Genomic DNA, 26129 nt, shown 5'->3' with positions numbered 1-26129 from the left:
GCCCGCTGCTGTGAGCGGGCTTAATCCATATCAGGAGGAGACATGGAGGAGACAGGAACCACTATACACAGCGGTCTGACGCGACGCAACAAGTTTTTAAGGGAAAACCCGCAATCGTGCCAAATTGCCGCACTTGTTGTCGCACCTCTATGGTAGTTGGGCGGCAGCCAGGTAACGGCGGCGACTCAGCGGTGCCAGATCAGCCATCCGACCGCACCCCGCCGGCCGCACCTGATCCTCAGCAACGGAACGACAGCGCAAGATCCGGCAGGCCGTCATGCGTACAAGCCGTTACAGTGGGACCATCAAATCCGCCATTTGCGGGAGTCACGAAATGAACGCCATCCCGACCGCCGCTCACGGCGAGCTCGCCGCCGACTTCGACAGCACGCTTGCCCCCGGGTCTGCCACCGCATTTACCACCGACAGCGAGCGCTGGGCCGCCATCGCGGCTCGCGACGCGCGTGCCGACGGCCAGTTCTTCTATGGCGTGCGCACGACCGGCGTGTTTTGCCGCCCGTCCTGCGCGTCGCGCCTGCCGCGCCGCGAGAACGTCGAGTTGTTCGCCGATGCCGACGCCGCGCGCGCCGCCGGCTACCGCGAATGCAAGCGTTGCCGCCCCGGCGGTCTGCCGCGCGAGCTCGAGATCGTGCGCCGCGCCTGCGCCGCCCTCGACGCCGATCCGCAGGCGCGCCTCACGCTCGCGCAGCTCGGCGAGGCCGTGCATCTGAGCCCGTTCCATCTGCAGCGTCTCTTCAAGCGCGTGCTGGGCGTCTCGCCGCGCCAATACCAGGCCGCGCGCCGCGGCGCCGTGCTGCGCGACGCGCTCGCGCACGGCGCCGACGTCACGCGCGCGAGCGCCGACGCCGGCTTCAACTCATCGTCGCGGCTCTACGAGAGCGTGGCGGGCGAGCTGGGCATGGCGCCGTCGGCGTTCCGCCGCAAGGGCGCGGGACTCACGATCCGCTATGCGAACGCGGCCACGCCGCTCGGGCGCGTGCTCGTCGCGGCCACGGACAAAGGCATCTGCCGGATCGCATTCGGCGACGATCCGGGCGAGCTGAGCGCGAGCCTCGCCGCCGACTTCGCGAACGCGCGCTGCATCGAGGACACGGCGGGACTCGCGCCGTTCGTCGCGCAAATCGACGCCTATCTGCACGGCCGCCGCGAGCGCATCGAGCTGCCGCTCGACATTGCCGCGACGGCGTTCCAGCAACGTGTCTGGGACGCGCTCCAGCGCATTCCGTACGGCGAGACGCGCAGCTACACGCAGATCGCCGAAACGCTCGGCGCGCCGCGCGCGGTGCGCGCCGTCGCGAGCGCATGCGCGTCGAACCCGGTGGCGCTGGCGATTCCGTGTCACCGCGTCGTGCAAAAGGGCGGCGCGCTCGCGGGCTACCGCTGGGGACTCGAGCGCAAGGCGGCGCTCATCGATGCCGAGGCGCGGGCGGGCGAAGTCCACGTAGCCGAACCAGGACTCGCCGATGACCCACCGGCGCGGAGTTCGAAGCGCGCCCGCGCCACTGCCACGCCGGAGACCACCGCTTGAGCGCCGTCCTGCCGAACGAGGCGCTGCAATCGCGAAACGCCGGTCCGCAGCCGGATGCCACCGTCGAGCTGCCGTTTCGTGCGCCGTACGACTGGCCGCGCATGCTGCGCTTTCTGGCGGGGCGGGCCACGCCCGGCGTCGAGACCGTGGAGGACGGCGCGTGGCTGCGCGCGATCGATTTCCAGGGCGCGAGCGGCACGCTGGCCGTGCGCCGCCATGCGCGAAAGCGCTGCCTCGTCGTCGAAATCGACGGGCCGGTGAGTGCTCATGCAGCCGCGCTTGCCGCACCGCTCGCACGCATCTTCGACGTAGCAGCGGATCCGGCTGCGATCGGTGCGGGTCTCGCCACCGATCCGTGGTTCGCGCCGCTCGTCGCCGCGGCGCCCGGGCTGCGCGTGCCGGGCGCGTGGTCGGGCTTCGAGCTCGTGGTGCGCGCGATCGTCGGCCAGCAGGTCAGCGTGAAAGCCGCGACGACCATCGTGGGCCGCCTCGTCGAGCGCGTGGGCAAGCGCATCGACGGCCACGCGCACACACGCACCGCGTGGCGCTTTCCAACGCCGGCCGCGCTGGCCGCCGCGGACCTCGCTGGCATCGGCATGCCAGGCAAGCGCGTGGCCGCGCTACAGGGCTTCGCGGCCGCGGTGGCAAGCGGTGAACTCGCCATCGAGCGTGCGCCGGCGCAAGACGCCGCGCCTAGTGCAGCCAGCAAGCGCCGTAATCGTCCGGTCGAGCCCGGCGCCGACACGGCCGCCGAGCGCGCCACCCTCGACGCCATGCGCGCCGGACTGCTCGCGCTGCCGGGCATCGGCCCCTGGACGGTCGAGTACGTGGCCATGCGTGCGTGGCGCGACGCCGATGCGTGGCCCGCCACCGACCTCGTGCTCATGCAGGCCATCGCCGCGCGCGACCCCGCGCTCGTGCGCGCGACGCAGCAGCGCGCGCGCACCGACGCGTGGCGGCCCTGGCGCGCCTATGCCGCGATGCATCTCTGGAACGAGATTGCCGATCGCGCTGGCGCGGCGCGCGGCGGCTAACGGCCCCGCGATACCCATCCGCTAGCGGCGCTCGCACGAGCGCCGCCGCGAGCGCGCGAACTGCTCGTCGATCCGTGCACACGATCAGTCGGGCAATCGGGGGCAATGGCGGGCGCGTCGCGCGCACCGCCGGATCAGCCGCAAAACCCCGCCCGAAGGGGCCTCAAGCAGGTCTTCCGGCGAGATGTTAAAGTGCCCGCTACCGAAAATCCCTTGTCGGCGGCGTGCGCAGCACGGCGTCGCCGGCCAGAGCCCGACCTGCCTTCAATGCCAGATACGACCTCTACACGCACGAACGACGTTCTCACGCAGCGCCTTTCCGTGCTGAGCGCCGGGCCGCATCGCGACGCGCTCACGCGCGGTCTGCGCGGCATCGAAAAGGAAAGCCTGCGGGTGACGCGTGACGGCCATCTCGCCATGACGCCGCATGCGGCGGCGCTCGGCTCGGCCCTCACGCATCCGTCGCTCACGACCGACTACTCGGAAGCGCTGATCGAGATCATCACGCCCGCCGAACACGACGCGTCCATCACGCTCGCGAAGCTCGACGAGCTCCATCGCTACGTCTACGGCGTGCTCGCGCGCGACGGCGAGATGCTGTGGAACGAATCGATGCCGGGCCTCTTGCCCGACACCGACGACGGCATTCCCATCGCACGCTACGGCAACTCGAACATCGGCCGCCTCAAGTACGTCTACCGCATGGGGCTCGCGCTGCGTTACGGCCGCACCATGCAGTGCATCGCGGGCATCCATTACAACTATTCGCTTAACGAAGACGTGTGGCACGCGCTGCACGCGCACGAGCAGTCCACCGCCACTGAGACGGACTATCAGTCGGAGCGCTACCTCGCGCTGATACGCAACTTCCGCCGCACGAACTGGCTGCTGATGTATCTGTTCGGCGCGTCGCCGGCGCTCGACGGGCGCTTTTTGCGCGGCCGCGCGCATGCGCTCGACACCTTCGACGCGGACACGCTCTATCTGCCGTACGCGACGAGCCTGCGCATGAGCGACCTCGGCTACTCGAACACCACGGGCCAGTCCGCGCTGCGCGCCGACTACGACACGCTGCCGGGCTACCTCGACGCGCTCGCGCAGGCGGTGAGCCAGCCGTATCCGCCGTACGAGGCCATCGGCACGCACCGCGACGGCGAGTGGGTGCAGATCAACACCAACGTGCTGCAGATCGAAAACGAGTTCTATTCGACGATCCGTCCCAAGCGCGTCACGTACCCCGGCGAACGGCCGCTGCACGCGCTCGCCGCGCGCGGCGTGCAATACGTCGAAGTGCGCTGCATGGACATCGATCCGTTCGAGCCCATCGGCATCTCGCTCGAGACGGCGCGTTTTCTCGACGCCTATCTGCTTGCTTGCGCGCTCGAAGAGAGCCCGCTCTTGCCCGCAGCCGAATATGAGCAGGCGAACGAGAACTTCGGCCTCGTCGCGAAAGAAGGGCGCCGGCCGGGCCTCGAACTCAAGCGCGGCAATGCGACGATCTCGCTGCAGGATTGGGCCGCCGAACTGCTCGAGAAGATCGAGCACAGTGCAGCCGTGCTGGACGCGCTGCACGGTGGCGACGAGCATGCGCGCTCGCTCGCGACACAGCGCGCGAAGCTCGCCGATGCGTCGCTCACGCCTTCCGCACGCGTGCTGCAAACGATGCGCGACAACCAGCAATCGTTCCTGCAATTTGCGCTCGCGCAAAGCGAGCGTCATGCGGCGCATTTCCTCTCGCGTCCGCTCGACACGCAAGCGATGGCACAATTCGAAGCGCTCGCGCGCGAGTCGCTAGACGAACAGGCGAAGCTCGAGCGTGAGGAAGTCGGCTCGTTCGACGCCTTCGTGACCGCGTATCGCGCCTACACGCTCAATCGCTACAGCGTTTGACCCGTTGCCATACAGCGTTTTGCGCCGCATTTCGCGCGGCGCAAAACGCCATTGGCTGACGCGCGACGGCAGCGCGCGCCATGGAGCGCGCTGAGTCGCCCGATTCGGGCATCCCATTTGCTTGAAACACGGACGCGCGTGCGCGGTCCAATGTTTTATGAGCATGGCGCGCTGAAATACGCCGATGCCCCGCATGCCAACGACAAAACGACCGGGCCGCGCGCGACGCGTGCCCATTCAGGGAGGAACCCACGCGATGAAACGAACTCTGCCGATCCTGCTTTGCGCGGCGCTTGCGGCCTGCGCGCCACGCGGCCAGGTGAATCCCGACGTCATGCAGATCGCCACCGCGCCGCTCACCTGCAGCGACAAGCCACAGTGCGACATCTGGTGGCAGCGCGCCGAGGACTGGGTGCGCGGTCATTCGAAATACGAAGTGCAGACCGTGACCGACACGCTGATCCAGACCGCCGGCCCCGGTGGCGGCAAGCGCGCGCTCGCCTACGAAATCACGCGGACCCACAACAGCGACGGCACAACCACCATCGGCTTCGCGGCGCATTGCGACAGCTCGCTCGGCTGCAAGCCCGACCCGTGGGCCGCAGGCGCGGCATTCAAGCAATACGTACGCACCGGCATCGAGCAGCCGATCCAGGGCGCTGACAACGACCCCGCCGACACGAGCGCGGCGCCCGCCCAGATACCCGATCAGGCACCCACTCAGGCGCCCGCATTGGCGGTGCCGGGCGCGGCCCCCACGGCCTCCTCTCCTTGAATCCGCGTGATGAATCTGCGCCCTGACGACGCACCACGTCTGTCAGGGCGAGCGCCGCGAAGGAGACAAGGCGGCCCGCTCACTGCGATCGCGCGGAGTCCGAATCGAATCACTTCGATTGTGCATTTAAGCATTATCTGATTGGGTGACGTGTCGAGGGATCGTATCGTGGCACTGCTTCGGCGTGCGCCGGACGACAGTACATTCCTCTTCCATCATTCGAATCGAAAATGAAAATGCGACTTCTGCCAGCCAGCGCACTGGCTGCCCTTATCGTCGTCGCGGCTGGTTGCACGACCGCGTCAGGCCCGACCTACAACCTCGACATCGTGACGCTCGCCAACGGCACGCAGGCCTATCGCGTACAGTGTCTCGGCCTGCTCGAAAGCTCCAAGGCCTGTATGGCGAAGGTCACCGAGATTTGCGGCGACAAGGAGCCGCTGCGCGTCTCGTCCACGGATCGCGCCGTGTCGGGCTTCAAGCCCGAGAACGATCCGCGCGAGATCATGTTCATTTGCCAGGCGCCGCAGCCCGTTGTCCAGACGCCGCCCCCGCCGCCCCCGGTGCAGCCGCAGGTCAACACGACGCCGCAAACCATCACGCTGAGCGCGGACGCCAACTTCGCCATCAACAAGTACGATCTGCTGCCGGCAGGCAAGCAGGCACTCGACAAGTTCATCGCGGACAGCGACGGCGTGAACATCGGCACGGTCGTGATCGACGGCCATACCGATTCCACGGGCTCGACTGCGCTGAACGACCGCCTCTCGCTGCGCCGTGCGCAAACCGTGCGCAACTACCTGCAGTCGCACGGCCTGCATGTCGGCCAGTATGAAGTGCACGGCTACGGCAAGACGCGGCCGATCGCATCGAACGCCACGGCCGAAGGCCGCGCGCAAAACCGCCGCGTCGAAATCAAGACCAGCGGCATCACGGCACGCTAATCAGCCCACGTCGTCACGGCTGCAACAGCGCACACCGCCCGCGCATCTCGCGCGGGCGGACACCTCGGGACCGTCAGCAGGCCATCAATGGCCCATTGCCGGTCCCGCTCCTTTTCTGGGCTTCGTGATCCAGACCAGCGCCGCGAGCACGATGAACACCGCGCACGAAATGCGGAAAAAGTCGTTGGTCGCCATCATGTAGCCCTGCGCCGTCACCACTTCATTGAGCTTCGCGGTCAGGCTCGCCCCCGCATAGCCCATGCCCTTCAATGCGTCGCTGTACGCATTGGTGTTCGGCGAATAGACGCTCACCGACTCCGATAGCACCGCGTGGTGATAGATCGCGGCGTTTTCCCAGAACGTCGTGCTCGCCGCCGTGCCGATCGCGCCCGAGAGCGTGCGCAGGAAATTGGACAGCCCCGAGGCGCTCGCGAGGCGTTCGTCGGAGATGCTCGATAGCGTGATGGTCGTCATCGGCACGAAGAAACACGCCACGCCGATGCCCTGCACGAGGCGCGGCAGGATCACCGTGCTGAACGGCACGTCGAGCGTGAAGGTGGAGTTCCATAACGAAACAAACGCAAACACGATGAACGCGAGGCACGCCACCATGCGCAGATCGAGCCGGTGCATGTTGCGTCCGATCAGCGGCGAGAGCACGAGCGCGAGCAGTCCCACCGGCGCAGTCGCGAGGCCTGCGATTCCGGCCGTGTAGCCCATCACCGTCTGCAGCCAGAGCGGGAAGATCACGACCGAGCCGAAGAACGCCATGAAGCCGAACGAAATGATCAGTGCGCCAAGCGCGAAGTTGCGGTCGCGAAAGAGCGAGAGATCGACGACGGGCTCCTTTTCCGTGGCTTCCCACGCGAGCATGAACGCCAGCGACACGGCCGCGATGATCGCGAGCGCGACGATGAACTTCGAGTTGAACCAGTCGCGGTCCTTGCCGAGGTCGAGCATCATCTGCAGGCACGACACGCCGATCACGAGCAGCGCGAGGCCCACGGCGTCGATGCGCTGCTGCGTGGTTTTCGTCTCGCGCCCGCGCAGCAGCAGGTACGCGCACGCGCCCGAAAAGAGGCCGATCGGCACGTTGATGTAGAAGATCCACGGCCATGTGTAGTTGTCCGTGATCCAGCCGCCCATGACCGGACCGAAGATGGGTGCGACGATCACGGTCATGGCCCAGAGCCCCAGCGCGAGCCCCCGTTTCTCGGGCGGATAGGAGCGCATGAGGATCGTCTGCGACAGCGGCACCATGGGGCCGGAGACGAGGCCTTGGACGAGACGGAAGGCGATCAGCGTCTCGAAGTTGGAGGCAAAGCCGCAGGCCGCCGAGGCGAAGGTAAACAGGATCACCGAAAGGGTGAAGAGCCGCACTTCGCCCACCCGCCGCGCGAGCCAGCCGGTGAGCGGCACGGCGATCGCCGAGGCGACCGAGTACGAGGAGATGACCCACGTGCCTTCGCTATTGGCGACGCCGAGATTGCCGGAGATGGTGGGCACGGCGACGTTGGCAATCGAGGTGTCGAGCACCTCCATGAAGGTGCCGAGCGCGAGGCCCACGGTCAGCAATGCGAGCGTGGCGCCGGAAAACGGTGCGGGCTGCGCACTGGCAGGCGCGGGGGAGGGCGCGGCGGTGGAAGCGTCCATCTTCGGGGTCCTTGCTCAGCTTCGTGACTGATGTTTCTGGTTCAGGCGGACCATTGCTGCTGCAACGAGCCGCCCGCAGGTGGCGATCCGCAATTTCATGTCAAGGCATTGTCTGCCCAGACAGTAATCTATCCGCAATACGATGTGATAGAGGCGACGTCTATCCAGCGCAAAGGGTGCTGCGAAATCCGCCCTATGTCTCGTCGCGATCTTCGCCGGGTGCCCGGGATAGCCCATCCGTCGCGCTTTGCGCAGGGCCGCACACCATCGTCGCATCGACGTCGTTCGCGATGAAACGTTGCAAAAGATGGACGAGCGTCGTGACCTCGTCGGCGGAAAAGCCGCGCAGCTGGTCGCTCATCACCGAGGCAATCCGATCGGGCAATTGTTGCGCCGCGTCGCGCCCGAGTGGCGTAAGCGCGAGCTCGACCACGCGGCGATCGGCATGACTGCGCTGGCGCACGAGAAAGCCCTTCTTTTCCAGCCGGTCGAGCATGCGCGTCATCGAACCGGTGTCGTACGACAGCACGCGCGACATCTCGTTGGGCGTGCTGGCACGCTCGAACCACAGCAGCAAAATCACGCCGATCTGCGACGACGTCAGCCCGAGCGGCGCGACGGCGCGGTCCATCCGCGCAGCCAGCACGTTGCGCGCCGTCGACAGGAAATAGCCGAGGCTCGGCTCGACACCGACCTTGCCTGGCACGTACGAGCCCTCGCTCATGGGGAAGTCGTTCTCATGCATCTCGAAGACAGGCGAATTCTAGCCCGTTATATGTCTGCCTGGGCAGGCAAATTGAGTGACGCATCGATCATGGGTTCGTTGCTATAGCAGCGTAAAAACAACAGCACAATTGATGCGATGCAAAGTATGTTGTGGTTTGATTGCATAGTCAATATTATGACAGGCAAGCACTTCGACTCCCGGTAATCCCCAATTCTCCTGATCATCGCGCCATGCTGTACCTCAAGAACGCGCTCGGCGGCATCGGCCGCTCGGTCTCCTGCACTGCCCGTCTTGCCTTCGCGCAAACCGGCGGGGTGGCGCGTTGGCGCAAGCTCGCGGTCTACGCAGCGATGTTCGTCCTGCCCGGCGGCTCAATTGCCGTCGTGCTGATGATGTGGGCCGACCGCCGCCGCGCTCAGCGAGGCGAGGCGGGCACCTCCGTGGCCACCGGCGCCATGACGCCCCGGGTAGCGGATTCGGCCGTGGTCACCGCGGCCATGAGCGCAGCGGCGGCCACTACGGCGGCTGCAAAGGCTGCCTGTTCCGGTGTCCAGGTTGCGTGCCGCCGGGCCAGCACCACGCATGGCGCGCGTACGCGCGCGGGCACGGCAGCCCTTCACGCCGTCCATGCGCTGCGCCGCTGGCGCCGTAACGACGCGTAATTTGCGGCCGGCGCGCCGTAACACATCCTCAGACACTTCCGGCTTACGCTTGCCGGTTCCGCGCTGCGCGCGGCGTGTGCGCTACCATTGCCGCAATTTGCTGGCCCCTCGACCCGAGCCGGGCCTGGCGTAGCTCCGCACACAATGACAATGGCGCGCACCGCTGCGTGCTTGCGCGCGCTGGCCATTCGCGATCTTCGCCCTGGACTTTCGCCTTGATCGCCAGCCGCATCGACAGGAATTCCTTGCATGTCTTGCCGTTTCGTCCATCCCGACCGCCATCTTCAAACACTGAGCCGCCCGCGCGAGGGCACGCTCGCCGATGACGCCGCCCACGTCAGCCGTAGCGCGCGTCGCGCGCCGAGGCTCGCCCTGCTATGCGCGGCGGCGGCGCTCGCGTTTCAGTTGAGCGGTTGCGCCGTGGGTCCCGACTATCACAAGCCGGCCGCCGCGGTGCCTGCGTCCTACAAGGAGGCGCCGGAAGGCTGGAAAGTGGCGCAGCCGGGCGACACCACCGATCGCGGGTCCTGGTGGCTCATCTATGACGACGCGCAGCTCAACGGGCTGATGGATCAGCTCAATGCCAACAACCAGACCGTCGCGCAATACGCCGCCGCATACCGCCAGGCGCGCGCACTGGTGGGCGAGGCACGCGCCGCCTATTTCCCGGTGGTGAGCGCCTCGTTCTCGGGCTCGCGCTCGCGTACCCCCTCGCGCGTGTCGAGCTCGAACAGCGGCTTTACGGGCGGCAGCTCGATCTCGAACAACGTCAACCTGGGCCTGGACGCCACCTGGGAGCCGGATCTCTGGGGCAAGGTGAGCCGCACGGTCAGCGCGCAGGAAGCCGGCCAGCAGGGCGCCGCCGCCGACCTGGCCAACGCGCGCCTTTCCGCGCAGGCCACGCTCGCGCAGACGTACTTCACGCTGCGCTCGCTCGATGCGCAGCAAAAGCTGCTCGACGACACCGTCGTGGCGTATCAGAAGTCGCTGCAGCTCACGCAGAACCAGTACGCACAGGGCGTGGCGGGGCGCGCCGACGTGATTCAGGCGCAAACGCAGCTGCAGTCAGCGCAGGCCGCCGCCATCGACAATGGCGTGGCGCGCGCGCAGGACGAACACGCGATCGCCGTGCTGGTGGGCCAGCCGGCCTCGGCGTTCTCGGTTCCGCCGTCGCCGCTGACGGCCACGCCGCCCATCGTGCCCGTCACGATGCCCTCGGCGCTGCTCGAACGCCGCCCCGACATCGCCTCGGCGGAGCGCAAGGCCGCAGCGGCGAACGAGCAGATCGGCGTGGCGATCTCCGCGTTCTTTCCCACGCTAACGCTCTCGGCCAGCGGTGGCTTCGAAAGCTCGGTGCTCTCGCAGCTGCTTTCCATGCCGTCGCGCTTCTGGACGCTCGGGCCGTCGCTCGCGGCCACGGTGTTCGACGCGGGCTTGCGCAGCGCGCAGACCGAAGCGGCGCGCGCGGCCTACGACCAGCAGGTCGCGGTCTACCGCCAGACCGTGCTGGCCGCGTTCCAGGACGTCGAGGACAATCTCGCGTCGCAGCGCATCCTCGCACAGGAAATCGTGGTGCAGCAGCAGGCCGTGGAGTCGGCGCAACACGCGCTGCAGATCGTCACGAACGAATACAAGGCGGGTACGACCGATTACCAGAACGTGCTCTCCTCCCAGACCACGGCATTCACGGCGCAGCAGAAGCTCGCGAGCATTGCGGGGGAGCGCATGGTGTCGTCGGTGGGCCTCGTGAAGGCGCTCGGCGGCGGCTGGGACGTCGCGCAGATGGATCGGGAAACGGGAGCTGTTGCAGCGCCCGCGCCTGTCGCGGCATCGGGCGCGCAAGGCTCGGTGTCATCCACGCACGGTGCGACGCAGGACGCGGCAGCGCAACGCACCCGGTCGGAGTAAGCCCGCAGACGCATGCGGCGCCACGGGCTAATTCGTGCTGATTTGTGCTGCTTCGGGCCGCTTTGCGCGGCGCGAGCTTGAGTTCGAGAACTGCGGACCTCAGCGCATGAAAGTCAACGCCACGGTTCCTTCGCCAGTGGGCCGTCCCAGCAGGTTCAGCAATCCCGCCAGATTCTCGCGCTGATCGGGCGTTGCGCTCGCAGTGCCGTTGAACGACGCCGACGCGCGTGAGAACGTGCCGTGCCCATCGAGCAGCAACGGCCCCTTCTGCGTGCTCAGATCGAGCGTGGACGACGCCCCTTGCGCCTGGAGCACCGCCTCATACGACCCTAGCGGCTTCACCAGCGAGACGCGCGAGCTCATCTCCGCGAGCGTGACGGTGAGCCTCCCGAATGCATCGGTGCCGAATACGCGCCAGGGGCTCCACGCGAGCCGCACGTTGCCATCGAGATCGAGCGTGTTGAACGGCGCGCCGAGCCCCGCGAGCAGCGACGCGGGAACCACGATCGCGCCCGGCGTGACGGTCGCGCCGCGCAACGTCGCTTCGACGTCGACGGGGTCGGGCATGGCCTCGGTCTGGCGCATCTGCATGCGCACCCGGCCCGTGAGGAGCGCCCAGAACGACGTGCGCCATTCGATGCGGCCCGGCAGAAGTGTTGCCCCCTGCACGTCGTGGCCGGCGGCGAGCATGAGCGTGGCGGAGCCGCGCCAGAGCGAGCCTTGCGGATCGACGAGATTGATGTGGCCTTGGGTCGCGCGCGCGAACTGCGGCGCGATCCATGCGGCGGGCAGACGTACGAGCAGCACCACGCCCACCGACAACACGGCTACGAAGAGCCAGGGCAATACGGCGCTAGCGCGCCGCATCCAGTAAGACATGCTAAGGATCTCCTGTCGACCAGAGTTGGCGCTTTAGCGCCTTACTCTGGTCCCATGCTTCGCGGTCGGCCGCACTTGGCGCTTTAGCGCTTAGTGCGGCCCCATGCTTCGCGGTCTATCGGACTTGGCGCTTTTGCGCCCGGTCCAATCCCATGCAAAACCGGCCCGCGCTCAACGCGCGTTCGCCGGCTGCAGCGACGCAGTCAAATCAACCTGACCGTCGGCCTTGAGCGCCGTGATGTGCGCCTCGACCACCTGCACCTTGTACTGCTTGCGCACGTCGTCGAGCCAGGCCGACCAGGCCGGGAACGATGCATTCTTCATCTGCACCTGCGCCGTCGTGCCGATCAGCTGCACTTGCGCGCCCGGCATGCCGTGGTCGGAGAGCGAAGCGGTGAGCGCGTCCTTCAGCGCCTGGCCGTCCGGCGCCACGCTCGCCGCCGCGCCGGCGAGCGCGCGGGCCTCGTCGGCCTGCGCGGTCATCTGCGCGAGCCCGCGCTGCAGCGCGGGCAGGCTCTCGCGCAGGCGCGCGCGGCCGTCCGCCGCCGGCTGCCACAGCACCGAATAGCCGATCGCGACAGCCAGCAACGCGCCGCCCCACGTCAGGAGCACTTGTTCGCGCGCCGTGCGCGCCTCCCAGAAGTTGCTCCACTGCTCGCTCAAAGCCTGAGCCCACGCGCCGTTCGAGTCCGATGTCTTCACGATGCGCTCCTGATCGTCCATTTGCCGCTGCTGCTGTCCTGCGTGCCCGCAAGGCCATTGCGCGCGAGGCGCTTGTTGAGGTCTGCGTCGATATTGACGCCCGGCTTGAAGGTCACGTCGAGACGCCGGTCGTGATAGTCGAGCGCCGCAATCCCGTTCAAAGGCACGGGCCCGAGCGAGCGTGCGAGGCCATCGGCGAGCACGAGGAAATCGTCGGGCGAGGGCTCGCCCGCGGCCACGCGCAGCTGCGAGAGCTGGCGCGACATCTGCCCGGCGGGGTCGAGCACCACGGTGGTCTTCGGGAAGGCGTTGAGCAGCAATTCCGTCATCTGCGTGTTGATGGCGTCGCGCTGACGCGCAAGCATCAGCCACTGCACGTTCGCACCCACGATCGCCACCACGAGCGAGGCCGCCACCAGTGCGATGGGCACGCGCAGCCGGCGTAGCGTCGCGCGGTCGAGGCGCCACGGCTGCACCGCTAACTCGAACTGGCAGAGGTCGAATTTGCACGCGAGCGCGCGCTTCGCGAGCGTCTCGAAGCCGAGCGGCTGTGCGCCGGGCAGCGTGGCGGCGAGCGCGGCTTTCCCGGCGGCGCTCGAGGGCTCGCCCGGCACGCCGGTCAGCACGTAGCGCGTGACGCTAGCGTCGCCGGCCAGCGCCTCGACGGTCGCGGCGAGACTCGCCGCCGGCACCGCGAAGCCTTCCGCCGACGGGCCGCGCACGATCGTGAGCTCGAGCAGCGCGCCCAGCGCCGTTGCAGCGGTGCTGGCCGTGGGCGTTGTCATGTCCGGCAGCAGCGCGGGCGCCGTCGACATGACCGGGCCGAATACGCAAGCCGTCACCGGGACGCTGGCGCTGCCGGCCGCTTCTGCCGGTGCGGCCGATCCGGCAGGCTCGCCCGCATGCGCGGCGGGGGTATCTGCTCCGGTCTGCGCAGCGGCTGCCGCCGCGGCGCCGGCTTCCCCCCGGACGACGGGAACGGGCAGGCAGCACGCCACCGGCACCGCGCGCAGGTTGCGGTGCCCCGTGCCCGTGAAGGCCTCGACGAGGAAGCGGAACCAGCCGCGGTCGATCGCCGCGACGGTCTGCTTCCCGTCGGGCAGCCGCGCGGGATCCAGCGCGAGATGGCAGGTCTGCGGATCCTGGATCAGATGATCCTCGACGACGTTCGGCAGCGCCTGGCGCAGCCGCGGCCCTTTGAGCGGCGGCACCGTGGCGGCGACCGTGAGCAGGTCGCGCGCGGCGATCAGCAACACGGTGGCGGAGGCCTTCGGCAAGAGGCCGAGCGCCGCGCGGCCCGCGCGCTGCGTCTGGCCCGCCTTGTCGAGCAGCACGAACGGCAGCTCCGGCAACTGCCATTCCTGCGAGTGGACCGCCGGATCGCGCGGCGGCATCAGGACGATCAGCGTGCTCAAACGCACCTCTTTTCGATGTTGGACGGGTACGGTTTCATGGTTCGTCGCGCACGCGCACGATGCGCGTCGTATGGGTGAGCGGGTCGCGCCACACGAGCGTCATGCGGTCCACGACGGCGCGCTCGTGCTGCACGCGCCCATGGACCAGAAAATAGCTCGTATTGACGTCGCAGAGCGTCGAATCGACGCTGCTCTGTGGAGCGCCGGCGCCTTGCAGCGCGAGCTGCACGTCGGCGAGGTTATGGAAAAACACGGTCTGGCGCCGCGCCACGAAGGCTTGCGCACTCGAGAGGCTCATGCCCGGCACGATCGCCGCAATCACCTCGGCGCTGGCCGTGTTCATGTTCACGGGCGTCGTGGTGGGCAGGATCGTCACGAAGGGGCGCAGACGCGCGACGGCGTCGGGTGTGAAACCCGGCACGTCGAGCAGCGCATCGATGCTCGTCATGAGCAGCGGCGCGACGGCGCTGTCGGTATCGGCGTCGGACAGGCCGGGGTTGTCGGTGAAGTTCGCACCGCCACCCGCGCCACCCACGAGCTGTTGCGTGCTCGATGTGGTCGCCGCCGTGCCTGTGCCGCCCGTCGCCGTGGCGCCGGTCTGAAAGCGCGTGACCGAGTGGGCGAGCCCCGAGCGCAGATAAACAGCGGTGTTCTTCGCGAGCTGACCGTTGAGGCCGAGCAGCTGCAAGAGGCGCGCGAACGCCTCGATCTGCGTGAGATTGAGTTGCAGCGCGCCGGGCGCGGCCGCCGACACGAGATTGCGCAGATTGAAGCGCGCCTGGGCGTCTTCGATGGAGCCGGAGAGCCAGGTGTCGGCGCCCTGTTGCGCGCGCGTCTCGCCGATCTGCCCGAGAAAGTCCGAAAGGCGCGTCTTCGCGACCGGCATGCCCCACGCGCCGCCCAGATAGGTGATGCCAGGCGCGGTATCGGCTTCGGAGCGCAGCACGAGGCGCGTCCAGTCGAGCGCGGCGCGCGCGATCCATTGCGCTTGCGCGAGCAGCCGCTGGTTCTCGATGCGGCGCACCTGCACCTGCTGGCGCCACAGCATGCCCGAGACGAGAATCGCGGCAAGCGCGGCCACCAGCAGCGCGCTGATGATCGCCGCGCCGCGCTGCGGGCCGCGCGCGACCGCGCGAGCGGCCGGGCGAGCAAGGGAGCGGGAATGTCGATGCCGGCGCACGCTCATTCCCCCACTAGAAAGACGCGCGTGACCGGCCGGGCGAGCGAGCTGGCGCCCACGCTCACCTCGAGCCCCGTCACCGCGCGCGGCACGGGAGCGTTGCCGAGTTGCGGCACCTTCACGCTGTCGGCACTCGCCGCGATCTGTTGGCGCACCTCGTCCATGTTCGAGGTCCACCCTTCCTTCGGCACGTAGAGCCGTGCGTCGATTGAGCCCACGCCCTGCATCATCGGCAAGGCGCTCCATGTGCCGCTTTCGCCGCCGCGCAAGGCGCGCTGCAGCTCCCCGAAGTTGGCGAGCGGCGGCGATGCGTAGCGCACCACCTGGCCGTTGCTCACCCGGTAGCGCACCACCTGCAGGCGCGGCGGCGCGCCGGGCGGCACGGCGAACGCGCGCACGATCTGCAGCGCGCCGCCGTCGACGGAGACGGCGGGCGCGCCCGCTTCGTCGTCGCTGACGGCCTGGCGCGCGTCGATGCGCATCTGGTCGAACATCTGCGCGAACACACGCTCTTCGGCCATCGAGCGCGTCACGACGTCACGGCCGCGCACGATCTGGTCGAGGCCGCGCCACGACAAGATCGCGACCACGGCGAGAATCGCGATGGCGACGAGCAGCTCGATCAGCGTGAAGCCGGCGGCACGGTGCGCGCGCGCAGCGCCGGGGACCGCGTGCCGGGTGTGGCACGCAGGCCGCCGCGCGAGAGGCACGCGCTTTTGGCTCATCGAAACCTCACAGCGACCGGTTCGTCTCATTGCCGAGCACCGTGACGAGTTGCGCGAGATTGCCGTTGCGGCCCGGCATCGTCACTGAGACCTCCACGCGGCGGAAGACGGGATTGGGCGTGGCCGTGACGTGCTGCGTGCAGACGAGCTGCAGGTTGCCCTGCGAGCAGTCGAAGCTCTGCTCGCCGAGCTCGGGCCACGCATGCGCGAGACGCAGCTGCGCGAGCGCGTTGTCGGCGCTCCATCCCGCGAGCAGGCGCTCGTGCAGCTCGGCCTCGCTCGCCGCGAGGCTGCCCACCGCACGCAGCGAAGCCGCAAGCGCGATCGCCACGATGGCGAGCGCAACCAGCACCTCGATCATGGTGAAGCCGCGCATCGCGGCGCGGCGCGGCGGCTGCCGGCGCACGAGGCACCAAGCCAGGGGGCGGGCACCGCAACGGACGATGCGCATCTCAGCGGACCTCATACCGGCCCGTGCCGGTACCGATGATGGTGGCGCGGCCCGCCGCGGAGAACAGCGTGATTTCGACCGGCTGCTCGACCGCCTCGGTGCCGAACACGACGCGGTTCGCATGCAGGTCGTCGTCGCCACCGGGGTAGGTGATCGATACGCCCGTCACGCCGCCTTCCCACTTGCGCGGGCCGAGCAGGTCGTCGCGCAGCGGGCGCCAGCCGTCCTCGGTATGCACGTCGAAGCGAAATCCGCCCTCGACGGGCTGCCATGCGATGGGGCGCGCACGCACCTGCGCCTCGTCGCCGGCGGATTCGAACAGCAGTGCAAGGCGCTGCGCTTCTTCGTTCAGGTCGGTGCGCGGATTGCGCGTGAGCGAGAGCGAGGCGAGCGACACCAGCAGCCCCGCGATCATCAGTACGACCAGCATTTCCAGCAACGTGAAGCCCGCCGAACGCGCGTGCGCCACTTGCGCGGTGCGCATGGGCGTACGGTCGCGACGGCGGAAAGGGCGGGCGTGCATGGGGTGGAGGAACGCGAAGCTGGAGATGAACGGGAAACGAGGCGCGGGCGGCTTGATCAGGCGTGGGTCCGGGCACAGGGCCGCCGTTTCACGCGGCGGCCGGCCACGGTGGGTCCCGGATCTCCTCAGTGCTCTATTGCCAGGACCCGATGTCGGCGTCGTTGCCTTCGCCGCCCGGCTTGCCGTCGGCGCCATAGCTGAAGACGTCGATCTCGCCGTGCACGCCCGGGTTCAGATACTGATACGGATTGCCCCACGGATCGTTGGGCAGGCGCTCCAGATAGCCGCCGTCCTTCCAGTTGTTCGGCACGGGGTCGGTCGTCGGCTTTTGCACCAGCGCCTGCAGGCCCTGATCCTGGCTCGGGTAGCGGCCATTGTCGAGCCGGTAGAGCTTCATCGCCTGCATGATCGTGCCGATGTCCTGGCGCGCGGCGACGCGGCGTGCTTCATCGGGACGGCTCATGATCTTCGGCACGATCAGCGCCGCGAGAATGCCGAGGATCGCAATCACGACCATGATTTCGATCAGCGTGAAACCGCGCTGGCGACGGGCGCGCAGACGCTCGATTTCGGTGCGGCTGCGTAGCTCACGACTGTGGGTCCATATGGACATGAGTTCTTTCCCTCCTGGCGAATGATCGTTGCGGCGCACCCGTGTGCGCCCTGCATCGTCGTGCGCGCGAAACCCGTGTTCGCGCCCACATGACGGGTCATTGTAATGTCACACGATGACGCGCTTGAGTACCGGGTCGAGACCCGAGTCGCTTACCCAATGTGCGCCATCAAAACGCCCCCAATACTTCGTACAATGGAGCGCATGAACCCACTGCAAATCCGCCTTCTGTCACTCGCCGCGTTCGCGGTGTTCTGCGCCACGGCTGCGTGGTGGACGCTCGAAATCGCTGCCTCGCGCGCCGCTCCCGTGCAGGCCGCCGCCGCCCAGGCGCCCGTCTCGGTCGCCGAGGCCGGCACGCTCTTTGGCGGCAAGCTCGAGCACAACGTCGTGCAGGACATCCACCTCTTCGGCATCCTCGCGCTCCAGCAGGGCGCGGCGGCCATCGTGAGCGTGGGCGGCGACCCCGCGCGGGCCATCTCGCTCGGCGGCCCCATCGGCCAGGACGCGACGCTTGCCGAAGTGCGCGCCCGCTCGATCGTCATCGACCGCCACGGCGTGCACTCCGAAATCTTCCTGCCGGCCAACGCCGCCGGCCCCACCATCTACGTGCGCTGATCCGCCCCGCGCGGCGTGGCTCCACGAGCCGCCGCGCGATTCACTGCACAGCGCACCGCCGCGCTCACTGCACGAGGTTGTTCAGCTCGATGATCGGCAGCATCACCGCGAGCACGATCACCAGCACCACGCCGCCCATCGCCAGAATCAGCAGCGGCTCGAGCAGGCTCGTGAGAAACATCGTGCGCCGCTCGAGTTCGCGCGCCTCGCCTTCGGCGGCGCGGTCGAGCATGGTGGTGACGTCGCCGGTCGCCTCGCCCGAGCGGATCAAGTGCACCAGCACGGGCGGAAACGTCTTCGTATTGCCTAGCGCGCGAGAGAGCGACGTGCCTTCGCGCACGCGCACGATGGCGTCGTCCACGTTCGCGCGCATGGCGCGGTTCGAGAGCGTCTCGCCCGCCGCCTGCAGCGCGCGCAGGATCGGCACGCCCGCCGCGCTCAGAATGCCGAGCGTGCTCGCGAAGCGCACCGTGTTGTAGCCGCGCACGAGCTTGCCCGCGAGCGGCGCCGTGAGCAGCCACCGGTCGAACGCGAGGCGCGGCCCGGGCCGGCGCAAGATCCCGCGCACGATCCACGCGACGATGGCCACCGCGATCAGCACGGCCCACCACCATTGCCGCACGAATGCCGAGAGCGCCATCATCACGATGGTCAGAAACGGCAGCTGCTGCTTCGTGCTCGCAAATACGTTCACGACCTGCGGCACCACATAGCTGAGCAAGAATGTGACGATGCCAAACGCGATGATCGTGACGATCGTCGGATAGGTGAAGGCCAGCACGATCTTCTGCTTGAGCGCGTTGCGCTGCTCGATGTAGTCGGCCAGACGCGAGAGCACGATGCCGAGCTTGCCCGTGTGCTCGCCGGCCGCCACGAGCGCGCGGTAAATATCGGGAAAATCGCGCGGATGCTGCGAGAGCGCGTTGGCGAGCGAATGGCCGCCCAGCACTTCGGCGCGGATCGCGGCCATCAGCTCGCGGATGTAGTCGCGCTCGGCCTGCTCGGTGAGCACCGCGAGCGCCTCGCCAAGCGGCAGCCCCGCCACCAGCAGGCTCGCGAGCTGGCGCGTGAGAATCGCCTGCTCGCGCTGCGAGAGGCGCCGCCCGAGCGCGAGGCGCTGAGCGCGTGCGCCGCGCGTGCGGGTCGCGGCCGGCTCGACCACGAGCGGCGTGAGGCCCTGGCCGCGCAACTGCGCACGCGCGCCGCGCGCGCTGTCCGCGTCGAGCACGCCTTTTTGCGCCTTGCCCGCGGCGTCGATCGCTTCGAAACGGAATGCCGGCATCGTGCTGATCGCCCCCGGTCAGGTGCCGCCGGTCACGCGCAGCACCTCTTCGAGCGAGCTCGTGCCCGCGTCGAGCCAGCGCTCGCCATCTTCACGCAGCGTGCGCATACCCTGCGCGCGGCCCGCGGTGAAGATCTCGGCGTCGGCGGCGTTGCGGTGAATGAGGTTGCGGATCGGCTCGTCGATGAGCAGCAGCTCGTACACGCCGCGCCGCCCCGAGTAGCCCGAATGCCCGCAGCGCTCGCAGCCGACCGGATGCCAGCGCTTGCGCCCGTCGTCCTCCACGCGCACTTCCTTGCACACGGGGCACAACTGGCGCACGAGACGCTGCGCGAGCACGCCGAGCAGCGACGAAGCGAGCAGATAAGGCTCCACGCCCATGTCGGTCAGACGCGTGACCGCAGAGGCGGCGTCGTTGGTGTGCAGCGTGGCGAGCACGAGGTGGCCCGTGAGCGAGGCCTGCACGGCAATCTGCGCGGTTTCGAGGTCGCGGATTTCGCCGATCATGATGATGTCCGGATCCTGACGCAGGATCGAGCGCAGCGCGCGCGCGAACGTCATGCCGATGCGCTCGTTCACCTGGGTCTGGCCGATGCCCGCGAGGTCGTACTCGATCGGGTCCTCGACGGTCATGATGTTGGTCGTGGTGGTCTCGAGCCGCGACATCGACGCATAGAGCGTGGTGGTCTTGCCCGAGCCGGTCGGCCCCGTCACGAGCACGATGCCGTGCGGCCTGGCGATCAGCCGATCGAACTGCTTGAGCGTATCGGCGGCCATGCCGAGCGCTTCGAGATTCAGGCGCTGCGCGTCTTTTTCCAGCAGACGCAGCACCGCGCGCTCGCCGTGGCCCGTGGGCAGCGTGGAGACGCGCACGTCCACGGGGCGTCCGCCCACGCGCAGCGTGATGCGGCCGTCCTGCGGCAGGCGTTTCTCGGCGATGTCGAGCTGCGCCATGATCTTGATACGCGAGATCAGCGCGCCGTGCAGCGCCTTTTTCGGGCGCACCACGTCGCGCAGCGTGCCGTCCACGCGAAAGCGCACCACCGAGGCATTCTCGAACGGCTCGATGTGAATGTCCGAGGCCTGCTCGCGCGCGGCCTGCGTGAGCAGCGCGTTGATCATGCGGATGATAGGCGCGTCGTCTTCGGACTCGAGCAGGTCCTCCACCTCGGGAATGTCCTGCATCAGGCGCGAGAGATCGACTTCGCCTTCCACCTCGCCCACCACTTGCGCCGCGCTGCCATCCTGGCGCGCGTACGCCTGATTGATGGCCTGCGCGAGCTCGTCCGCGGGAATGCGCACGAGCGAGATCGCCCCGAAATTGCGTGCGACTTCGGCAATCGCCGCGCCCGTGGTGCGCTCGCTGATCCACACCTCGAGCCCGTCGGCGTGCTGTTGCGCGACGAGGATCTGGCCGCTGCGCGCGAAGCCATACGGCACGAGCCGCGCCGCGACGGGCGAGGGCGCCTCGCGTGGCGCCGCGATCTCGCGCGCAGCCGCGGTGGACGGGCGGGGCGTGTCGGCCATGCTCAAGGCTGCACCCTCGGCTGGGCGGTGAGCGGTTGCTGCGCGGGCGGATATTGCGCAGGCGCCGTTGAAGGATAAGCCGGCTGCATCTGCGTGGCGCTTGCGGGCGACGTGCCCGTCGGCACCGCGTAGCTGTTGACGCCAGGCGTCGCGGCCGGTACTGCGCCCGCACCGTTTGCGGGAGCGCCAGCAGGCGCCGCGGGCAGCGACCGCATCGCCTGCTCGCGCCGCATCTTGTCGAGATCGAACAGGTTCATTGTCGATCCGCCTTCGTTCGGGCCAACCGGCATCGGCGGCACCACCGGGTCGTCGTTATCCTTGATCAGGTTGTTATCGGACTTGTATGCGCCCGTCACGCCCTGAATATAGTCGTAGCGGTTCGACGTCACCGCTTGCGCGGTGCTGCTGTCATTGATGATCACGGGACGCAGGAACACCATCAGGTTGGTCTTCGCGCGCGTCTTGTTTTCAGAACGGAACAACTGGCCGATCCAGGGAATGTCGCCGAGCAGCGGCACCTTGCTGTTGCTGACCTGGTAGTTGTCCTGCATGAGGCCGCCAAGGACGATGATCTCGCCGTTATCGGCCAGCACGGTCGACTGGATCGAACGCTTGGTGAACTCGGGGCCGGCCGGATTGGTCGTCACATTGGTCGTGCCGTTGACGATGGCCGAGTCTTCCGTATAGAGCTGCAGCTTCAGGACGCCGCCGTCGGTGATCTGCGGCTTGATGTGCAGTGTCAGGCCCACATCGACGCGGTCGTAGGTGTTGAACGCCGAGCTCGTCGAGCCGCTCGTCAGATTCGAATACGAGCCCGTCTGGATCGGCACGTTCGTACCGACGACGATCTTCGCCTCCTGGTTGTCGAGCGTGATGAGGTTAGGCGTGGACAGCACGTTGGCGTCGGCCGTCTGCGACAACGCCTGCAGCAACGCGCCGAGCCCCTGCACACCGAAGATATTGTGGACCCAGCCCACATTCAGGCCCTGCTGGAGGCCGCCGTTGGCGGCGAGCGCGCCCGCGAGGCCGCCGGTGGCGGCGCTGGCTGCCGCGGCCGCCGTCAGGTTGATGATGCTGTTGCCGCCGCCGGTGGCCAGATTGGTGCCGGCCAACACCGCGCCGGTCCCGATCTGCCACTGGATGCCGAGGTTGGCATTCGTGTTCGAGTTCAGCTCGACGATCAGCGCTTCGATGTAGACCTGGGCGCGCCGCGCGTCGAGCTGGTCGATCACGGAGCGCAGGTTCCGGTACACCGGATCCGGCGCCGTGATGATCAGCGAGTTGGTCGCCGCGTCGGCCTGGATCATGCCGCCCGGCTGATTGTCGTCGCCCTTGTCTTTGTCGCCGCCCAGAAACGGGGCTTCGTTGCTGCCGCCGCTGCCGCCGGACGCGCCGCCCGTCAGCGAGCTGCCTGACGACGTCCCGCCGCCGAACGAACTGGGCAGCGGCGGCGTGCCCGAAAGGCCCGTCGAGGTGCTGCCGCCGCCACCGCCACTGCTGCCGTAGCCGCCCGAGCCCTGGTTGAACGAGTTCGCGCTGTTGCCCGACGACGAGTCGTTGCCGCCTTTGCCCAGCATCCCGCGCAGCGTCTTGGCAAGCTGCACGGCATCGGCGTTGCGCAGCGTGACGACGTGCATGTTGCCCGGCATGCTCGTGGGCGCGTCGAGTTGCTTCGCCAGCTGGACCGCGGCGGACAGACGTTGCGCATTCGATGCGCGCAGCATCAGCGAGTTGGTGCGCGGGTCGGCGACGACCGAAACCTTCAGCGACGGGTCCGATGCGCCGATGGCGCCCGGATCGAGCATCTTCGCAATCTGCGGTGCGATGTCGAGCGCATTGGCGTTCCTCAGTGGCACCACCTGCACCTGCTGGCCCGCGGCCGTGTCCACGCCGGCAATGATCGCGGCGATACGGCGCACGTTGTCCGCGTAATCGGTCACGACGAGCGTGTTGTTGCCTGGATAGGCGGCGATGGTGTTGTTCGGCGAGATGAGCGGACGCAGCACGGGCAGCAGGTTGTTCGCCGACTCGTTCCTCAGCGTGAACACCTGCGTGACCACCTGGTCGCCACGCGCCGAGGGCGAATTGCCCACATAGGTGGGCACGCCCTGCAGCTTGGCGTCGGCCTCGGGCACCACCTTGAGCACGCCATGATCTTGAACGAGCGCGAAGCCCTGCATGCGCAGCGCCGATTGCAGCGTCTTGAGCGCCTGGTCCTCGGGCACGGGGTTCTCGGAAACGAGATTGAGCTGCCCCTTCACGCGCGGATCGACAATGATCGTCTTGCCGGTGGCCGCGCCGATTGCCTTCGCCACCTGATCGATGTCGGCGTTGACGAAGTTGAGCGTGACCTGGGCGTGCGCGACTTGCGCCGCCATGAGTCCGCTCACGAGCAGCGCCGTGGCGACGCGACGCAAAGCCATACGATTTATTCTCATGGGTGTCATATCGAAGCCGGGGACGGACGCCGCCAGCCGGTCGTACTTATCGTGCTCAACGTGCTTAAGGTGATCGTCGTGGCTTGTCAGGCCAGCCAGCCTGCGGGACACGCTCGCAAAGACCGTCGCTTGATCGCCCCATCATCGGCCTACCGGCCAGGGCCAGCCGGCGCCGCTCCTCCCAGCAACCGGCGACCACCAAAAAGTGCAACAGTAGCAGCTTTTCGTGTCGAATTTGTCACAAAGAAATAACGTCTGGGGATTTCCTCTAACTTGCCGCAACATCCAGAAGCATTATGTAAGGATTGGGAATAGCCCAGGCCCGCAGTCACACCGCTTCCCCGTTGGCAGACCGCGCCTTGCTTGGGCGGTGGCGGCTCGCGTGCCGTTCGGCTGGCTTGACGCGACTTCGTCGGCCGGTATGATACGGGCGGTCCGCTGAACACACTGCTCAGCGCAGAATACGCCGGGCTGGCACGTTTTTTCCCCATATCGGGCGGAGCAGGCCGCCGGCCTCACGTAGGGCAACATCCCTCGGCCATCTGATGAAAAAGGTTGCATCCGCCACGATTGTCGCTGCCCTCACGCTCGCCGCTTTCTGTGCGAGCGCGCCGGCACGCGCCGACTGTTTCGACGAGGCGGCCCGCTATCAGAAGGTCAATCCGCTCATTCTGCGCGCTATCGCCTGGCAAGAATCGCACAACACGCCTGACGCATTGCACAGGAATGCGAATGGTTCGGTCGACTACGGTGTGATGCAAATCAACTCGGTTCATCTGCCAACGCTTGCGCAATACGGCATTTCGTCGAGCACGCTCATGCAGCCGTGCAAGAACGTCTATATTGCCGCCTGGCATTTGCGTCAGAAGATGAACAAGTACGGCAACACCTGGGCTGCCGTGGGTGCGTACCACTCCGAAACGCCCGCATTGCGCGATCAATATGCGCAGCAGATCGCCGCCATCCTGCGCAAATGGAAATTGATGCCCTGAGCGGTACGACGCTGGCCGCCCTGCCACGAAAGCGCTAGCGCGGCCGCCGGCCGCGCTGGGCGCAGGTCCGAAGCGCAGTCGCGCCAAGCCCGGGCCGGACGCGCACCGACCACGATCCGTCAGCGCGCCGCGCGCGCATGGTGCAAAATGCAGGCTTGCGCCGCCCCGACCGCTTCCGGCATCCGCCGGACACTTGCCGGTCCAGGCGGCCCGACCTCCCGCCTTTCTTATCACACACTGCAATGAATCAGCCGCCACTGCCCGTCACCGTGCTCTCCGGGTTTCTGGGCGCGGGCAAGACCACGTTGCTCAACCACGTCCTCGCCAACCGCGCCGGCCTGCGTGTCGCCGTGATCGTCAACGATCTCGCCGCCGTCAATATCGACGCCACACTCGTGCGCGACGCCGCTGCGCTCTCGCACGTCGAGGAACGGCTCGTCGAACTGTCCAACGGCTGCATCTGCTGCACGCTGCGCGACGACTTGCTCGCCGAGATCCGCCGCCTTGCCGACCCGGCGCTGGCCGGACAGCGTTTCGACGCCATCCTGATCGAATCGACCGGCATCGCCGAGCCCATGCCCATCGCCGAAACCTTCACCTTCGCGGATGAAGACGGCGCGACGCTCGCCGACATCGCCCGTCTCGACACGATGGTGACCGTCGTGGACGCCTTCAACTTCCTGCGCGACTACGCGAGCGCCGACCCGCTCGCCGAGCGCGGCGTGGCGGCGAGCGACACCGACGATCGCACGATCGTCGAATTGCTGATCGAGCAAGTGGAGTTCTGCGACGTGCTCGTGCTCAACAAGGCCGATCTCGTGAGCGCCGACGAGCTCGCGCGCCTGCAGCGCATTCTCGCGCGCATCAATCCGCGCGCGGTGCAGGTGGTGAGCCGCTTTGGCGAAGTGCCGCTTGCCGAAGTGCTCGATACGGGCCGCTTCGATTTCGACGCAGCCGCGAGCGCGCCGGGCTGGCTCGCCTCGCTGCACGAGGATGATCATGCGCATGGCGAGGACGACGCCGCGCACGCGCATCACAGCGAAGCCGACGAGTACGGCATCGGCAACTTCGTCTATCGCGCGCGCAAGCCGTTCCATCCCGAGCGTCTGTGGGCGCTGCTCAACCAGGAGTGGAAGGGCGTGCTGCGCTCGAAAGGCTTCTTCTGGCTCGCCACGCGCAACGACGTGGCCGGCTCGCTCTCGCAGGCGGGCGGCGTATGCCGCCACGGCCCGGCGGGCACCTGGTGGGCTGCGCAGCCGCGCGAGGATTGGCCGCAGGACGCCGAGCTGGAAAAGGAGATCGCGGCCGACTGGTTCGGCGACGCGAACGATACGCGCATCGGCGACCGGCGCCAGGAGTTGGTAATGATCGGCGTAGATCTCGACCGCGAGGCGTGGCAAGCGAAGCTCGATGCGTGCCTCGTGACCGACGCGGAATTCGCTGCGGGCCCCGACGCCTGGCAGGCGTATGCCGATCCGTTCCCGTGCTGGGATTTCGAGGACGACGATCATGACCACGGCGGCGAAGGCGAGATCGTCCACGGCCACGACTGAGTCACCATGCCGCGAATCCATGCATCCGGATTCGCGGCCGCCCGCTGCATGCCTGAATCCGGCGGGCGAAAAAAAACCCGCCAGGGGCG

Annotated in this window: 23 protein-coding genes; 10 read left to right on the top strand and 13 right to left on the bottom strand. The window is 67.8% G+C overall.

Translation table 11 applies throughout. The features are described 5' to 3' along the window. The first annotated feature begins 334 nt into the window (after nucleotides 1-334). The 5 genes from ada (at nucleotide 335) to BO1_RS26195 (ending at nucleotide 6192) form a co-directional block, all read left to right on the top strand. A complete protein-coding gene (ada, locus tag BO1_RS52810) occupies nucleotides 335-1549 on the top strand; it encodes a bifunctional DNA-binding transcriptional regulator/O6-methylguanine-DNA methyltransferase Ada (protein WP_084688196.1) in 1215 nt (404 codons plus the stop codon). Between the two features lie 101 nt (nucleotides 1550-1650). Next, complete coding sequence (locus BO1_RS26210; protein ID WP_156992407.1) at nucleotides 1651-2583, top strand: DNA-3-methyladenine glycosylase family protein; 933 nt, start codon at nucleotides 1651-1653, stop codon at nucleotides 2581-2583. A gap of 267 nt (nucleotides 2584-2850) precedes the next feature. Beyond that, the gene (gene gshA, locus BO1_RS26205) at nucleotides 2851-4473 is read left to right on the top strand and encodes a glutamate--cysteine ligase (protein ID WP_028220088.1); all 1623 of its coding nucleotides are present in this window, start codon (nucleotides 2851-2853) and stop codon (nucleotides 4471-4473) included. 256 nt (nucleotides 4474-4729) lie between these two features. After that, on the top strand, nucleotides 4730-5248 hold the full coding sequence (locus tag BO1_RS26200) for a hypothetical protein (RefSeq protein ID WP_028220087.1): 519 nt from the start codon (nucleotides 4730-4732) through the stop codon (nucleotides 5246-5248). Between the two features lie 230 nt (nucleotides 5249-5478). Continuing rightward, nucleotides 5479-6192: an OmpA family protein gene (locus BO1_RS26195; protein ID WP_028220086.1), complete on the top strand. Its 714-nt coding sequence runs from the start codon at nucleotides 5479-5481 to the stop codon at nucleotides 6190-6192. Between the two features lie 84 nt (nucleotides 6193-6276). On the opposite strand, the gene BO1_RS26190 is transcribed toward BO1_RS26195, so the two are convergent. After that, nucleotides 6277-7845 carry a DHA2 family efflux MFS transporter permease subunit gene (locus BO1_RS26190; protein ID WP_028220085.1) on the bottom strand — a complete coding sequence of 523 codons (1569 nt, stop codon included), beginning with the start codon at nucleotides 7843-7845 and terminating at the stop codon, nucleotides 6277-6279. A gap of 193 nt (nucleotides 7846-8038) precedes the next feature. Beyond that, nucleotides 8039-8569 carry a MarR family winged helix-turn-helix transcriptional regulator gene (locus BO1_RS52805; protein WP_043286540.1) on the bottom strand — a complete coding sequence of 177 codons (531 nt, stop codon included), beginning with the start codon at nucleotides 8567-8569 and terminating at the stop codon, nucleotides 8039-8041. Between the two features lie 233 nt (nucleotides 8570-8802). Between BO1_RS52805 and BO1_RS56515 the strand changes: the two genes are divergently transcribed. Both BO1_RS56515 and BO1_RS52795 read left to right on the top strand, forming a co-directional pair. Continuing rightward, the gene (locus BO1_RS56515) at nucleotides 8803-9234 is read left to right on the top strand and encodes a hypothetical protein (protein WP_052409603.1); all 432 of its coding nucleotides are present in this window, start codon (nucleotides 8803-8805) and stop codon (nucleotides 9232-9234) included. 249 nt (nucleotides 9235-9483) lie between these two features. Continuing rightward, nucleotides 9484-11142, top strand: coding sequence for an efflux transporter outer membrane subunit (locus BO1_RS52795; RefSeq protein ID WP_084688194.1), 1659 nt, complete (start codon nucleotides 9484-9486; stop codon nucleotides 11140-11142). Nucleotides 11143-11241: 99 nt separating this feature from the next. Here BO1_RS52795 and BO1_RS26170 read toward each other — a convergent pair whose 3' ends face one another. The 8 genes from BO1_RS26170 to gspG all read right to left on the bottom strand — a co-directional run bounded on the left by BO1_RS26170 (nucleotide 11242) and on the right by gspG (nucleotide 17630). After that, the gene (locus tag BO1_RS26170) at nucleotides 11242-12021 is read right to left on the bottom strand and encodes a type II secretion system protein N (RefSeq protein WP_028220084.1); all 780 of its coding nucleotides are present in this window, start codon (nucleotides 12019-12021) and stop codon (nucleotides 11242-11244) included. A 171-nt stretch (nucleotides 12022-12192) separates the two neighbouring features. Then, nucleotides 12193-12723 carry a type II secretion system protein M gene (locus BO1_RS26165; RefSeq protein ID WP_407670002.1) on the bottom strand — a complete coding sequence of 177 codons (531 nt, stop codon included), beginning with the start codon at nucleotides 12721-12723 and terminating at the stop codon, nucleotides 12193-12195. Beyond that, nucleotides 12720-14138, bottom strand: a complete 1419-nt coding sequence (gene gspL, locus BO1_RS26160; RefSeq protein ID WP_028220082.1) for a type II secretion system protein GspL — start codon at nucleotides 14136-14138, stop codon at nucleotides 12720-12722. The genes BO1_RS26165 and gspL overlap by 4 nt, the downstream gene beginning before the upstream one ends. Nucleotides 14139-14172: 34 nt before the next feature. After that, complete coding sequence (gene gspK / locus BO1_RS26155; RefSeq protein WP_028220081.1) at nucleotides 14173-15324, bottom strand: type II secretion system minor pseudopilin GspK; 1152 nt, start codon at nucleotides 15322-15324, stop codon at nucleotides 14173-14175. Then, complete coding sequence (locus BO1_RS26150) at nucleotides 15321-16043, bottom strand: PulJ/GspJ family protein (protein WP_084688193.1); 723 nt, start codon at nucleotides 16041-16043, stop codon at nucleotides 15321-15323. The genes gspK and BO1_RS26150 overlap by 4 nt, the downstream gene beginning before the upstream one ends. 7 nt (nucleotides 16044-16050) lie before the next feature. Next, nucleotides 16051-16419 carry a type II secretion system minor pseudopilin GspI gene (gene gspI / locus BO1_RS26145; protein WP_245643906.1) on the bottom strand — a complete coding sequence of 123 codons (369 nt, stop codon included), beginning with the start codon at nucleotides 16417-16419 and terminating at the stop codon, nucleotides 16051-16053. 76 nt (nucleotides 16420-16495) lie between these two features. Then, nucleotides 16496-16978, bottom strand: coding sequence for a GspH/FimT family pseudopilin (locus BO1_RS26140; RefSeq protein WP_028220078.1), 483 nt, complete (start codon nucleotides 16976-16978; stop codon nucleotides 16496-16498). A gap of 172 nt (nucleotides 16979-17150) precedes the next feature. Continuing rightward, nucleotides 17151-17630 carry a type II secretion system major pseudopilin GspG gene (gene gspG / locus BO1_RS26135; protein WP_043286532.1) on the bottom strand — a complete coding sequence of 160 codons (480 nt, stop codon included), beginning with the start codon at nucleotides 17628-17630 and terminating at the stop codon, nucleotides 17151-17153. Nucleotides 17631-17834: 204 nt separating this feature from the next. Here gspG and BO1_RS26130 point away from each other — a divergent pair, with 204 nt between their 5' ends. Next, a complete protein-coding gene (locus BO1_RS26130; protein WP_028220076.1) occupies nucleotides 17835-18248 on the top strand; it encodes a general secretion pathway protein GspC in 414 nt (137 codons plus the stop codon). Nucleotides 18249-18312: 64 nt separating this feature from the next. Here BO1_RS26130 and gspF read toward each other — a convergent pair whose 3' ends face one another. The 3 genes from gspF to gspD are packed head-to-tail and all read right to left on the bottom strand — an operon-like array spanning nucleotide 18313 to nucleotide 23480. Next, nucleotides 18313-19530: a type II secretion system inner membrane protein GspF gene (gene gspF / locus BO1_RS26125; protein ID WP_028220075.1), complete on the bottom strand. Its 1218-nt coding sequence runs from the start codon at nucleotides 19528-19530 to the stop codon at nucleotides 18313-18315. An 18-nt stretch (nucleotides 19531-19548) separates the two neighbouring features. Beyond that, nucleotides 19549-21057, bottom strand: a complete 1509-nt coding sequence (gene gspE / locus BO1_RS26120; RefSeq protein ID WP_084688192.1) for a type II secretion system ATPase GspE — start codon at nucleotides 21055-21057, stop codon at nucleotides 19549-19551. Between the two features lie 2 nt (nucleotides 21058-21059). After that, nucleotides 21060-23480, bottom strand: a complete 2421-nt coding sequence (gene gspD / locus BO1_RS52790; RefSeq protein WP_043286529.1) for a type II secretion system secretin GspD — start codon at nucleotides 23478-23480, stop codon at nucleotides 21060-21062. Nucleotides 23481-24040: 560 nt separating this feature from the next. On the opposite strand from gspD, the gene BO1_RS26110 reads away from it, so the two are divergent. Beyond that, entirely contained in the window at nucleotides 24041-24487 is a 447-nt protein-coding gene (locus BO1_RS26110) for a lytic transglycosylase domain-containing protein (RefSeq protein ID WP_028220073.1), read from the top strand. A 242-nt stretch (nucleotides 24488-24729) separates the two neighbouring features. Continuing rightward, a complete protein-coding gene (locus tag BO1_RS26105; protein ID WP_028220072.1) occupies nucleotides 24730-26040 on the top strand; it encodes a GTP-binding protein in 1311 nt (436 codons plus the stop codon). The last annotated feature ends 89 nt before the right edge of the window (nucleotides 26041-26129 follow it).

It is taken from the genome of Paraburkholderia oxyphila NBRC 105797 (assembly GCF_000685075.1).
Lineage (GTDB): Bacteria > Pseudomonadota > Gammaproteobacteria > Burkholderiales > Burkholderiaceae > Paraburkholderia > Paraburkholderia oxyphila.
This window is presented reverse-complemented; position numbering and strand designations above follow the sequence as displayed.